This is a genomic window from Arthrobacter sp. Hb9-2 (assembly GCF_059091165.1).
Genome location: NZ_JBNHGJ010000004.1, coordinates 1 through 11,556, shown reverse-complemented (window position 1 = coordinate 11,556; position 11,556 = coordinate 1). Strand labels below are relative to the sequence as shown.

Sequence of the window (11,556 nt, the reverse complement as noted above, 5' to 3'; positions counted from 1 at the left end):
TGGCGAAGAGTGGAAAACGCTTTCTGCCCTACTGGTCTATCAGCGCCGGCGGGGGCGGGTCAAGGATTTTGGCGTTGCTTTTGTGGGCGAATTTGTTCTATCACGTTTCGTTATGCGTACCGTGGGTGCGGAAATATCTGCCGGCAAAGCGGAGTTGGGCCGGGTATGACAACCATCGGAATCATTGGTGCAGGACACATTGGAAGCCAGATCGCGCGGAAGGCGGTGGAGCTGGGCTACGACGTAGTCATCAGCAACTCCCGAGGCCCGGAAACCCTGTCCGGGCTGGTCGCGGAGCTCGGCCCCAGGGCACGGGCAGCCACAGCGGCAGAAGCAGCAGCGGCCGGCGATTTCGCCGTGGTCACAGTTCCCCTCAAGAACTACAGGGACATTCCTGCGGAGCCGCTGGCCGGCAAGATCGTTATCGACACCAACAACTACTACTGGGAACGCGACGGTCACGTCCCGGCCCTGGACAACGGGGAGGCCACCACTTCCGGGCTGCTGCAGGAGCACCTGCCGGAATCGAAGGTGGCCAAGGGCTTCAACCACATTGGGGCCGCCCAAATCACCACGGACGGGGCACCGATGGGCACGGAGAACCGGCGGGCACTGGCCACGGCCAGCGACTACCCGGAAGCGGCCGAACTGGTCACCCGTCTCTATGACGAATTCGGCTTTGATGCTGTAAACATCGGGCTGCTGGAGGAGAGCTGGCGAGTGGAGCGCGACCGGCCGGCGTATGGGGTGCGGCAGACCGCCCAGGAACTGAAGGACAACCTCGCCAAGGCGCCGCGGACCATCTAGGGGCCCCTGTCCGCCCGGACATACAAAACTGGCTGGCAGTAGATGGCTCCAAGGGCGACGTTAGCGCCAGCCAATTTTGGCCCGCTAGTCCCACGCAGGAACCAGCACCACTTCATGCGGGCTGGCAGGGCGCATGAACTGCGCGTTGACAGCGGCGAGGGTATCGCCAAACCTGGCAACCGTCGTCGGGACATCAAAATGCTTGCTCGTGGTGATGTCCTCAACCGTGAATGACGACAAGTCGTCGCAGAGCTCCAGCCGGCTGATCTGGTTGGCCCTGTTCTGAACCGCCCATACGGTATCGCCCTTCGCCAGGATCCCGTCCACGAACTTCAGGTCCGGTCCTTTAATCCTGCTGCTCTCGCCTGTGTCCCGGTCAACGGCATAGAGGGCCTGGTTCTGCGTGTGGGCGACAATGAGCACGTCGTCGTCTTCGGCTGCTGCAATGCCGTTGAATCCGAACTGGTTAGGCTGCAATGGCTCGCCTGCCTCACCGCCTACCTTCAATGTCTCCACATCTTCCGCTTTGCCGAGCTTGCCCCAGCGGCTAACCGGGATGAAGTAGAGCTCGGGCGCGGCCGAATTGGTGAACCAGGCGCCGTCCGGGGTGAGGGTTACGTCATTGATGAAGCCGGGGGCAAGATCATATTCTTGGACGGTGTCGCCGGTTTCGGTGTTATAGACATATGCCTTCCCCTTGGATCCACCGGCCACAAACAGCAGGTCATTCCGGACGTCCGCCTTCATTCCGACGGCCATCCTGCCCTCCGGCGCGTCAATGAAACGCTTGGCCTTTCCGTCACCAATGTCGCCACGGAAGATATCGCCGGTCAGCAGTTCCCCGGCGTAAAAAGTTGTTTCTTCCCCTGCGGCAATGCCCTCTGCTGACGTGGCGCCGTCCAGGACTATGACATCGTCGCGGGAAAGCGCTGAGGCCGCTGCCGGCGATGCCGTCGGTAACAGCAGTACCAAAAGAGCAATGAATCCCACGGCGGTACGGCGCTGTACTGTTCGGCGCATGATGCTTCCTTGAATTGGGCTGATGCGCGGGGCCCAATCTGCGGCAGCTCCGCACGATGGTGATGCCAGTTTAAGCACCTGCCGGAAGGGCCGCCAGAGCCCGATGCCCCCTTCATAGTCCCGGCCGCAGGCAGGGTAGACCAGCACCGTGTCCCGGATTCTGCTTACAATCAAAACCTCAATCAACTACTGAGGGACCCATGAAGAAACTCACCACAGCCCTGTTCGCTGCCGGACTCGTTCTTTCCGCCACAGCCTGCACCGCTTCGAACCAGCTCTCCACCGCGGAAACCTGCGAGCGGATCCAGAGCGTTGTATCCAACCCCGCGAACAACGCCGGCAAGACGGGTATGAACCGCCTGGCCAACCAGATCCGCCCCATCCATGCCGTCGCATCGGATGACCTCAAGCCCGCCCTTCAGTCGATCCTTGAATACACGGACGAACAGGCAAAGGAAACACCGGACGAGGCCAGGCTTTCCGAGCTCCAGGCCGGCTACGAGCAGGCTGGCAGCACCTACAGCCAGTTCTGCAGCTAAGCCCTACTCTTCGACCGGGCCCGGCTGCCCTTCCTGGAAGGTGGCCGGGTCCGTATTGGCCCCGCACAAAACCACCGCAACGCGCTCCCCCGGCTTCGGCTCGTAAGCACCCGCGGTCAGGGCAGCGTAGGCGGCGGCAGCTCCGTGTTCCACCATGATGCGGTAGTCGTTCCACAGCAGGGAACGTGCGGCGACAATGTCGGCGTCGGATACCAGGACGCTGACGACGCCGGCGCGGACCGCGACGGAGAAGCCAATGTCCCCGATGCGTCGGGCCCCCAGGGAATCAGCGGCGACGCCGGATACCGCCACGTCAACAGGTTCCCCGGCGGCAAGTGCCGCGTGGAGCGTCGGCGCGTTCTCCGGCTCAACGCCCACCACCTTCGCATGGCCTTCGACAGCAGCAGCGATCCCTGCCATCAGCCCGCCGCCGCCCACGGCCACCAGCACGGTGTCCATCCCGGCTATCTGCTCCAGCAGCTCCGTCCCCACAGTTCCGGCGCCGGCCGCGATTTCGGGCTGGTCATAGGCGTGGCAGTAAACAGCACCCGTTTCCTGGGCATGCGCCACAGCCGCTTGGTAGGCAACGGCGTATTCGGCTCCGCCCTGGATTACCGTGGCACCTATCGCTTCGAGCTTCCGCACCTTCACAGCCGGAGCGGCAGCCGGAACAAACACGGCTGCCGGCACTCCCAGTTGGGCTGCCGCGTACGCGTTGGCCAGTCCGGCGTTGCCTCCTGAAGCCACCACCACACCAACGTCAGGCTTCAGCTCACCGCGCTCTTTGCTGGCAAGGAGGCGGTTCAGCGCGCCGCGGGCCTTGAAGGTGCCGGTGTGCTGCAGAAATTCGCACTTGAACCACACATCGGCCGGGAGCGCACCCGGGTCAGCCTGCAGGACAGGCGTCAGCCGGGTGAGTCCTGCTGTCCGCTGTGCCGCTTCATCCACATCGGCGCGGGTAATCACCTCAGAGTTCGTCGTCCCAGGTGCCCGGCTCGGCCAGGGCATCCTCGGGCTTGTGCTCCTGCGGCGGCTCGCCGCTTCCGGAGTACGACGCCGGAACAGTACCGGCCGCGTGCCCCTGCTGCTCTTCGCGGATATTGCTGGCACCGGGCAGCTCCGGGTGCATGCCGCCCTGCGGAGCCTGCGTCACCTGCCCGGCCTCGTCGGGGTCACCCGGACCACGAAGGTCGGCAGTGTTGCGGGGTTCCTCATTCGAAGTGGTCATGATCCTGCCTTTCACCCAACGCCCGTGGGCCGGCGCGTCAGCGTTTGTCGCGGTCGTTGAATTCTTCGTCCAGTTCGTAGTGGCGGAACTCGGTTTCGGGGTTCGGCTCGCCGTCAACCACCACTTCGTGATCCAGCTGGCGTTGGACTTGGCTGTCCAGTACCTGCAATTCGTGGTCCGGGACTGTTTCCAGATCCTCCGGGAACTGGTCTTCCGGAGTGAGGTGCAGCTTATCGCTCATTGAGTCCGCCATGTCTTCATGCTAGGTATTGGTTGGTTCAGTGTACGGTGCTGCCCCCTCAGCCCGCCCCGCTTTCTGCCGGCCAGATCCCCAACAAAGCAGGCGGGCAGGACTATCCATGTCCCTGCCCGCCCTGCTATTTGCCAGACGCACCAGCCTAGGGCGTGGCCGTCGGCGAAGCGGAGGACGTCTCCGCCTCTTCAGTCTCGGTTTCTGTTGCCTCAGGCGACGCAGAACCGCTCGGTGACGACGTGCTGGCGGAACCGGAGGTGCTGGTGGATGTCGGGCTGGAAGTTGCGCTGCCGCCGTCGGCCTTCTTCAGCACCTCGTTGATAAGGTCCTCGAGTTCCTTCTGGTCCGGATCGCCGAGGTTTGCACCGCTCTTGGTGGCGACGACAAGCAGCCTGCCCTCGGCGGCGGATACCTGCATCAGCTTCTGCTGGTTCTCCCCGCTGCGGGTGCTGAGCGTGCCGAAGCTCTTTTCGGCATCCGTGTCAGCCTGGAGCTCCTCGCTGGTGACCTCGTACGTCTGACCCAGCGCTGTTACGGAGAACGTGGCGCACTGGTCCATCTTGCTGCTGATTTCATCCAGGACCTCGACGGCGTCAGGCCCCTCGCTGCCCGACTGCGCAGAGACGGTGCGGGGCTGGTCACCCTCTGACAGCGCGACGGCGATCTCACCGCTTTCGACCGTGTCCAGCAGTCCTGCGGTGGCGATGTCCTTGCAGTCTTCAGGGTCCACAGTCGCCGTGCTCAGGAGCAGGTTGGCGATGTTGCCGCCCTGGTCCACCTGTTCCTTGGAGTACAGCTTCAGTTCGTTGCCGTCCTCGTCCTTCATGCCCGAGATCAGCTCGCGCAGCTCGTCCTCGGAGTAGACCTTTGCTTCTGCGGTTGCCGAGGCACTCGCCGTTTCGGTGGCCGTGGGGCTCGCAGAACCCCCGCCGCCCGTGCAGCCCGCCAAGGCAATCATCGCTGCCGTCATCAATCCAAGCGCAGGTACTTTTCGCATCAGGTACAACCCCTTTTGAGATAGGAAGCATGCTTAGTGTTAGTAACACTAAAGGGTTTTCCCTTAGGCAGGAAATACCGGCACGGCACCTTTCAGCAAACGCTTCCGAGTGCACCCTTGCAAAGCAGGCTGTGGAATAATCCGAAGCAGTGGTCCTGACCGGACCGCTCCACGGATTGGAGGGGCCGACGTGCCAGCCACAGCAGCACCAGGGAGCAGCGCTCCGGCGGCGAGCGCGGCCATCAACAATTCCCAGGTCCCCAAGCATGAACAGCTGCGCCTGATCATCCTCAGGCTGGCCAAGGAGGAGCTGGAGCCCGGCGCCCGGCTCCCCAGCGAGCGGACCCTGATGGACTCCTATGGCGTGAGCCGGATCACAGTGCGCGCCGCCATCGGCCGACTGGTCAACGAGGGGCACCTGGTCCGCGTTCCCGCGAAGGGCACTTTCGTTGCCGATTCCCCTGTGCAGTCCACCCTGCACCTGGCCTCATTCACCCAGGAAATGGAGGCGATGGGGCACGTGCCCAGCACCGTTGTGCTGGTAGCGGAGGCCGCTGCGGCCCCCGATGACACCGCCGACGCCCTTAGCCTGGCTCCGGGATCCGAGGCCATCCACCTCAAGCGGCTCCGCCTGGCGGATGGCCGGCCGGTCAGCGTGGATGACGCCTGGTACAACCCCGAACACGCCCGGGGGCTGCTGGACATTGACCTGACGGGATCCGTCTACAAGGCACTTGCAGCGCAGTTGGGCCACCAAATTGACCGGGCGCGGCAGAGCGTCAGGTCCGAGGGCGCCCCGGCGGACGTCGGGGCGCTCCTCGGCACCGGAACGGGAGCGCCGGTACTGGCGTTTGACCGCGTTTCCTATTCGGGGCTGCTGGCCATCGAGCATTCGCGTTCCTGGTACCGCTCGGACCGCTACTCCCTCAACATGGAAGTCCGGCTCTAGGAACCAGCCCGGCGTTCGCGCTAGTCGAGCGAGAACAGGCTGGCCCCGGCGGCTACAGTGCCGGATGCGACCAAGGTTGCGGTGTCAGGTTTCGTGTCAAGGACGACGACGGGACTCACCATGGAATACCCCGCCGCAAGGGCGGCGGTGGGGTCCACGCGCATTACGGGAGCGCCGGCATCAATAGTGTCCCCTTGGGCAATGAGCAGCTTGAAACCTTCGCCCTTGAGCTTGACCGTGTCAATGCCCACGTGGGTGAGGACACCCCGCCCGGACGACTCCACCACAACAAAGGCGTGCGGCAGGAGCTTGATCACCTTTCCCGCCACCGGGGATACGACGCCGAACATCTCGCCCGAAGGCGGTTCGACGGCAGCGCCTGACCCCACCATCTGGCCCGCGAACACGGGGTCCGGGACCTCGGCGAGGGGAAGAACCCTGCCGCTGATGGGCGCGTGGACAACCAGGGACTGCGCCACTAGAGGAGGTCCTCGATGTCCTCGGCCAGGTTGTCAGCCTCAGGCCCCACAATGACCTGGACAGCAGTCCCGGCAGCCAGGACGCCGTGGGCTCCGGCGGCCTTGAGGGTGGCTTCGTTGACGAGTGAGCCGTCTTTGACTTCCGTGCGAAGGCGGGTGATGCAGGCTTCGATTTCGACGATGTTGCCGGCTCCGCCGAGGCCTTCAATGATCTTTTCTGCTTTGGACATGGCTGCCCTTTCTGACGGTGCCCGTTCGGAGCACTGAATGATCACCGGGGCCGGCGGCCCAAGTGGACCAATTATGGCGTCCACCGCCGGGGCTTTTGAATAGCCGGCGGCCTCTCCACTGCCTTGACAGGCGCTCGTGGGATGGATCACACTGAACTGGTCATAACCAGACAGTACCGGCTCACCCCATCACTCCACAAGCCCCACCGACCCCGCAGAGGTGCAACCATGTCAACATCTGATACCGCCGCCCTGGCTCCGGAGAAGAAGCCAAACAGGGTTTTCGCAACACTGCAGCGCCTTGGCCGCTGCCTGATGCTCCCCATTGCCGTCCTGCCCGCCGCAGGCATCCTCCTGCGCATCGGCCAGGCCGATCTGCTGGGAGCCATCCCCGGCTTCGAAGGGGGCGCGGCGGTCATCTCGGCGGCAGGCAACGCCGTCTTCACCTGGCTCCCGCTGATCTTCGCGGTGGGCATTGCCATCGGCTGGGCCAAGAAGGCTGACGGATCCACCGCTTTGGCGGCGGTGGTGGGCTACATGGTGATTGACGGCGTCTTCAAGGCGATGTCCCCGCTGGTACTTGCCGGACAGCTGGACCCCGCGGGCAAGCCAGCCATGATCAACTACGGCGTGCTCGCCGGTATTGTGGTGGGCCTGTTTTCCGCGATGCTCTGGCAGCGGTTCTACCGCACCAAGCTTCCAGACTTCCTGGGCTTCTTCAGCGGCCGGCGCCTGGTGCCAATCCTGACCTCCGTCGCCAGCCTGGTGGCCGGCGTCGCCCTTGCCTTTGTCTACCCGTTCTTCAATGCAGGCCTTTCAGCCGTAGGTGAGGCAGTGGCAGGCAACGCCGTTGCCGGCGGTGGAGTCTACGGCTTTGCCAACCGCATGCTTATCCCTGCAGGGCTGCACCACATCCTGAACTCCGCCGTCTGGTTCCTGATCGGCGACTACACCGACGCTTCCGGCCAACTGGTCCGCGGCGACCTGAACCGGTTCTTCGCCGGCGATCCCAGCGCCGGCATCTTCATGACCGGGTTCTTCCCCATCATGATGTTCGGCCTTCCCGCTGCCGCCCTCGCCATTTGGCGCCACGCCAAGCCTTCGCAGAAGAAGATTGTGGGTGGCATCATGCTCTCCACCGCCCTCACGGCATTCCTCACCGGCATCACGGAACCGCTCGAGTACTCCTTTATGTTCGTTGCCTTCCCGCTCTACATCGTCCATGCTGCCCTGACCGGAACCTCCATGGCCCTGGTCAACGCGCTGGATATCCACCACGGGTTCACGTTCTCCGCCGGGCTGATCGACTTCATCCTCAACTTCGGCAAGTCGGAGAACGGGTGGCTGCTAATCCCCATCGGCCTTGGCTACGCGGTGATCTACTACTTCCTCTTTTCCATCGTCATCAAGCGCTGGAACCTGCGGACGCCCGGCCGGGAAGACGACGAAGTCACGGTGGAGACTGACGCGGCCAAGTAGGCCGCAGGCCAGCCACCACCCAACAGTCACAGCAACCGAAAGCACTGAACATCATGGAAATCGTCATCCTCCCCGCTCCTGCAGATGTGGCCCGCACTGCTGCAGACGCCATCGAACAGCAGGTCCGCAGCGGCCCGTCCGTCCTTGGCCTGGCCACAGGCTCAACACCGCTCGGAACCTACCAGGAACTCATTGCGCGGCACCGAAACGGCGGATTGAGTTTTGCCGGGGCGCAGGCCTTCCTCCTGGATGAGTACGTGGGCCTGCCTAGCGCGCATCCCCAGTCCTACCATTCGGTGATCCGGGCAGAGTTCGTGGACAGCGTTGACTTCGCCGCGGGCGCTGTCCACGGCCTGGACGGTGTGGCGGAGGATCTCGAGGCTGAGGCAGGCCGGTACGAGGCCGCGATTGCGGCAGCAGGCGGGGTGGACATCCAGATTTTGGGGATCGGAACGGACGGCCACGTGGGTTTCAACGAGCCGATGTCCTCGCTGGGCTCGCGGACCCGGATCAAGACGCTGACCCAGCAGACACGGCAGGACAACGCCCGTTTCTTCGAGGATCCGGCGGATGTTCCGGACCATGTGCTGACCCAGGGGCTGGGCACCATCCGCGAAGCCCGGCACCTTCTGCTGCTGGCCATGGGCGAGGCCAAGGCAGAGGCGATCGCGGCGGCCGTGGAAGGTCCGGTGGCGGCAGTGTGCCCTGCCTCCGCGCTCCAGCTCCATCCGCACGTCACCGTCCTGCTGGACGAGGCTGCGGCGTCCAGGCTGGCTCACCGCGAGTACTACCAGGACACGTTCGGGCGGAAACCTGCCTGGCAGGGACTTTGAGCGCGGCCCCGGGCATGCTCCGGACACCGCAGCTCGAGCTGGCGGTAGAGAGTGCCGAAGGCGTGCGGTTGGCAGCATCAGTGGGGGCCGCGAGGGTGGAACTTTGCGCGGCCCTCGCCGAAACTGACGGGATCACCCCGAGCATCGGAACCGTGGAGCAGGCGTGTGCAGTGGGCCTTCCGGTCCATGTACTGGTCCGCCCCCGCCCGGGCAGCTTCACCTACAACGCCGAGGAGCTTGAGGTGCTGGAGCGCGACGTCGATGCGGCGCTGGGTGCCGGGGCCGCCGGCGTCGTGGTGGGCATGTTGGCGGACGACGGCGGCCCTGACGTTGCAGCGCTCCGTCGGGTTTCAGACGTGGCACGCAGTCACAGTCCAGGTGCAGAGGTGACGTTCCACCGGGCGTTCGACGCGGCTCTCGCCGCAGGCGTGGACCCTGCCGATGCACTGGCCCGGCTGCACGACGGCGGAGTCAGCCGCGTGCTGACCAGCGGCGGAAGCCCCGACTGCACGGCGGGACTGCCGATGCTGGCCCGGCTGGTGGAGCTGGGACGGGACCACGCGCCGTCGTTACAGATCATGGCTGGAGGGGGTGTCCGGCTGGAACTGATGTCCGCGCTGGTCCGCAGCGGAGTACATGCCGTTCACACCTCGGCGCGGAACTACGACCATTCCACCGGGACCAGGGCCAATGCCGCTGATCCCTTACTCGCTGCCAGCATGGCAGCGGCGCTTTCAGCAGGAGGCTGACGACTTATGGGCGAGGAACTGATACTTCGGGGCCGGATCGTGTCCGGGACCATGGACATCGAGGACGGCCTGATAGCGGTCGGCGGCGGGCACATCACCTACGCCGGCCCGGCGTCGGGCTTCCGTGGGGAGGCTGCAGGGGACGTGGGTGCACAAAACGGGAGTGCCGCCGACGGGAATGCCGCCGGAAAAGGTGCGGGCCACATCCTGATGCCGGGCTTGGTTGACCTGCACTGCCATGGCGCCCACGGGTCGGATTTCTCCGAAGGTTCTGTGGAGGGCGCCCGTGCTGCTGCCCGCTACCTGCACGGGCGGGGCACCACCACGCTGCTGGCCAGCCTGGTGACTGCAGCGCCCGCGGACCTGCTCCGTAGCCTTAAGGCGCTGCGGACGGTAACGGAGGAAGGGCTGGTCGCGGGGTCGCATCTGGAAGGCCCCTTCCTCTCACCCGGGCAGTGCGGAGCGCATGACCCCTCGCTGCTGCTGGAACCCGACGCCGGGCTGATGGCCGAACTGCTCGACGTGGCAGGCCCTTCCCTGGCTTCCATGACGCTGGCCCCTGAACTGCCGGGCGCGGGCGAACTGGCGGACCTGCTTTCTGGGCGCGGCGTCATTCCGTCCCTGGGGCACACCGCCGCAGATCACCCGGCCGCAGCCGCGTTCCTGGAGCGGGCTGCCGCAGGGCTTTCTTCGGCGCCTGCGCTTTACGCGGAGCCAGGCACTGAAACAGCCCACAGGGGCCGGCGCCCAACCGTCACGCACCTCTTCAACGCCATGCCCAGCCTGCACCATCGCTCTCCCGGCCCCGTCTCCGCGTGCCTCAGCGCCGCCGCTGCCGGGGACGCCGTCGTCGAACTCATTGCCGACGGCGTCCACCTGGCTCCCGAGACGGTGAAGACCCTGTTCGAGCTGGTGGGAGCAGACAACATTGCGCTGGTTACCGACTCCATGGCTGCCACCGGCCTGCAGGACGGTCACTACAAGCTGGGTACGCTGACGGCAACGGTTGAGGGAGGCGTAGCCCGCGTGGACAGCACGGGCGCCATCGCCGGCGGCACGGCCACGCTCCTCGACGTTGTCCGCACCGCAGTGGCAGCCGGCGTTGCGTTAAGGGACGCCATCACGTCAGCCAGTGCGATACCCGCGGCGGTCCTGGGATTGTCGGGGCAGGCGGGTGACCTGCGGGCAGGGATGCCAGCCGACGTGGTCGTCGTGGACACTGAACTGAAGCTGGCAGGGGTTCTGCGCCGGGGCGAATGGGTGACGGAGCAGCAGCGTCCTATCTAGATCGGTGCCCCGGGTGTTACGCGGGCGTGCCGTTTGGTAGGGGCATTGCGGCATTGTGCCTATCCGCGCCACGCGTGCTGGATTGTCAGACCCCTCTGAAATGCTTTGCATATGGAGACGGACGCGGCAGTGGTGCATGCGGAGAAGCTTGTTGACGCTTCTGTCGCTGCGTTTGCTGCGGTGCTCGGTGGCAGCTGCACTGCTGCTTCCGGTGCCGCTGATCCTGGGGCCGCGGCTGAGTCTGATGATCCGTTGCAGCGGGTTGCTGACAGGGCTTTGGATGTCCTGGCCGCGGTGGCCCGGTCGGAAGCGAAACTGGCCGCGGCGAAGACACAGACCGTGGCGGTGTTTGCCGGGGCCACAAAAGCGCTGAACGCTCCAGCCGCCTCGCCGTATGAGGCGACGGCGCAGGAGCGGAGCCTGGTCGCGGAGGTCGGGTGTGTGCTGGCGATCGGTGACCGGGCCGCCGGTGCCTTGCTCGCCGATTCCCATGCCCTCATCACATCCCTGCCCCGCACCCTGGCGGCATTGCAGGCCGGGACGATTTCCTGGGCGCACGCCCGGACCATGGTGGACCAGACCGCAAGCCTTGACCCTGCCGGGGCGGCGGCGTTGGAGGCGCACTTCCTGGACCCGGACACGCCGAAACCGGGAGCAGCCGCCACGGTCGGGGAGATGCCGGCGTACCGGTTCAAAGCCAAGGCCC

General features: G+C 65.1%; 14 protein-coding genes and 1 pseudogene. 8 read left to right on the top strand and 7 right to left on the bottom strand.

Annotation, left to right across the window (positions count from 1 at the left end):
- Positions 1-165: 165 nt before the first annotated feature.
- Complete coding sequence (locus AC5RV1_RS04000; protein WP_493993625.1) at positions 166-807, top strand: NADPH-dependent F420 reductase; 642 nt, start codon at positions 166-168, stop codon at positions 805-807.
- 84 nt (positions 808-891) lie between these two features.
- On the opposite strand, the gene AC5RV1_RS03995 is transcribed toward AC5RV1_RS04000, so the two are convergent.
- A complete protein-coding gene (locus AC5RV1_RS03995; protein ID WP_493993624.1) occupies positions 892-1,827 on the bottom strand; it encodes an SMP-30/gluconolactonase/LRE family protein in 936 nt (311 codons plus the stop codon).
- 200 nt (positions 1,828-2,027) lie between these two features.
- Between AC5RV1_RS03995 and AC5RV1_RS03990 the strand changes: the two genes are divergently transcribed.
- Positions 2,028-2,366, top strand: coding sequence for a hypothetical protein (locus AC5RV1_RS03990; RefSeq protein WP_493947924.1), 339 nt, complete (start codon positions 2,028-2,030; stop codon positions 2,364-2,366).
- A gap of 3 nt (positions 2,367-2,369) precedes the next feature.
- Here the strand turns inward: AC5RV1_RS03990 and AC5RV1_RS03985 are convergent, their stop codons facing one another.
- The 4 genes from AC5RV1_RS03985 to AC5RV1_RS03970 all read right to left on the bottom strand — a co-directional run bounded on the left by AC5RV1_RS03985 (position 2,370) and on the right by AC5RV1_RS03970 (position 4,844).
- Complete coding sequence (locus AC5RV1_RS03985; protein WP_493947925.1) at positions 2,370-3,332, bottom strand: threonine/serine dehydratase; 963 nt, start codon at positions 3,330-3,332, stop codon at positions 2,370-2,372.
- A 1-nt stretch (position 3,333) separates the two neighbouring features.
- Positions 3,334-3,594 carry a hypothetical protein gene (locus tag AC5RV1_RS03980; RefSeq protein WP_493993623.1) on the bottom strand — a complete coding sequence of 87 codons (261 nt, stop codon included), beginning with the start codon at positions 3,592-3,594 and terminating at the stop codon, positions 3,334-3,336.
- 37 nt (positions 3,595-3,631) lie between these two features.
- A complete protein-coding gene (locus AC5RV1_RS03975; RefSeq protein WP_493947927.1) occupies positions 3,632-3,847 on the bottom strand; it encodes a hypothetical protein in 216 nt (71 codons plus the stop codon).
- A 145-nt stretch (positions 3,848-3,992) separates the two neighbouring features.
- Positions 3,993-4,844, bottom strand: a complete 852-nt coding sequence (locus tag AC5RV1_RS03970) for a hypothetical protein (RefSeq protein ID WP_493993622.1) — start codon at positions 4,842-4,844, stop codon at positions 3,993-3,995.
- Between the two features lie 190 nt (positions 4,845-5,034).
- On the opposite strand from AC5RV1_RS03970, the gene AC5RV1_RS03965 reads away from it, so the two are divergent.
- Positions 5,035-5,793, top strand: coding sequence for a GntR family transcriptional regulator (locus AC5RV1_RS03965; protein WP_493993621.1), 759 nt, complete (start codon positions 5,035-5,037; stop codon positions 5,791-5,793).
- 20 nt (positions 5,794-5,813) lie between these two features.
- Here AC5RV1_RS03965 and AC5RV1_RS03960 read toward each other — a convergent pair whose 3' ends face one another.
- On the bottom strand, positions 5,814-6,272 hold the full coding sequence (locus AC5RV1_RS03960) for a PTS sugar transporter subunit IIA (RefSeq protein ID WP_493993620.1): 459 nt from the start codon (positions 6,270-6,272) through the stop codon (positions 5,814-5,816).
- Positions 6,272-6,502: a PTS sugar transporter subunit IIB gene (locus AC5RV1_RS03955; protein ID WP_104043504.1), complete on the bottom strand. Its 231-nt coding sequence runs from the start codon at positions 6,500-6,502 to the stop codon at positions 6,272-6,274. The genes AC5RV1_RS03960 and AC5RV1_RS03955 overlap by 1 nt, the downstream gene beginning before the upstream one ends.
- A 228-nt stretch (positions 6,503-6,730) precedes the next feature.
- Here AC5RV1_RS03955 and AC5RV1_RS03950 point away from each other — a divergent pair, with 228 nt between their 5' ends.
- The 5 genes and pseudogenes from AC5RV1_RS03950 to AC5RV1_RS03930 all read left to right on the top strand — a co-directional run.
- Entirely contained in the window at positions 6,731-7,981 is a 1,251-nt protein-coding gene (locus AC5RV1_RS03950) for a PTS transporter subunit EIIC (RefSeq protein WP_493947931.1), read from the top strand.
- Between the two features lie 53 nt (positions 7,982-8,034).
- Positions 8,035-8,814, top strand: coding sequence for a glucosamine-6-phosphate deaminase (nagB, locus tag AC5RV1_RS03945; RefSeq protein ID WP_493993619.1), 780 nt, complete (start codon positions 8,035-8,037; stop codon positions 8,812-8,814).
- On the top strand, positions 8,811-9,563 hold the full coding sequence (locus AC5RV1_RS03940) for a copper homeostasis protein CutC (protein ID WP_493993618.1): 753 nt from the start codon (positions 8,811-8,813) through the stop codon (positions 9,561-9,563). Before nagB ends, AC5RV1_RS03940 begins: the two co-directional genes overlap by 4 nt.
- Before the next feature lie 6 nt (positions 9,564-9,569).
- Complete coding sequence (locus AC5RV1_RS03935) at positions 9,570-10,850, top strand: N-acetylglucosamine-6-phosphate deacetylase (protein WP_493993617.1); 1,281 nt, start codon at positions 9,570-9,572, stop codon at positions 10,848-10,850.
- Positions 10,851-10,961: 111 nt separating this feature from the next.
- Positions 10,962-11,556: pseudogene (locus tag AC5RV1_RS03930) on the top strand (HNH endonuclease signature motif containing protein); the annotation flags it as partial.

Coding starts and splice junctions, on each gene's coding strand:
- AC5RV1_RS04000 (WP_493993625.1), top strand. CDS start 166: ATGACAACCATCGGAATCATTGGTGCAGGACACATTGGAAGCCAGATC.
- AC5RV1_RS03995 (WP_493993624.1), bottom strand. CDS start 1,827: ATGCGCCGAACAGTACAGCGCCGTACCGCCGTGGGATTCATTGCTCTT.
- AC5RV1_RS03990 (WP_493947924.1), top strand. CDS start 2,028: ATGAAGAAACTCACCACAGCCCTGTTCGCTGCCGGACTCGTTCTTTCC.
- AC5RV1_RS03980 (WP_493993623.1), bottom strand. CDS start 3,594: ATGACCACTTCGAATGAGGAACCCCGCAACACTGCCGACCTTCGTGGT.
- AC5RV1_RS03975 (WP_493947927.1), bottom strand. CDS start 3,847: ATGGCGGACTCAATGAGCGATAAGCTGCACCTCACTCCGGAAGACCAG.
- AC5RV1_RS03970 (WP_493993622.1), bottom strand. CDS start 4,844: ATGCGAAAAGTACCTGCGCTTGGATTGATGACGGCAGCGATGATTGCC.
- AC5RV1_RS03955 (WP_104043504.1), bottom strand. CDS start 6,502: ATGTCCAAAGCAGAAAAGATCATTGAAGGCCTCGGCGGAGCCGGCAAC.
- AC5RV1_RS03950 (WP_493947931.1), top strand. CDS start 6,731: ATGTCAACATCTGATACCGCCGCCCTGGCTCCGGAGAAGAAGCCAAAC.
- nagB (WP_493993619.1), top strand. CDS start 8,035: ATGGAAATCGTCATCCTCCCCGCTCCTGCAGATGTGGCCCGCACTGCT.
- AC5RV1_RS03935 (WP_493993617.1), top strand. CDS start 9,570: ATGGGCGAGGAACTGATACTTCGGGGCCGGATCGTGTCCGGGACCATG.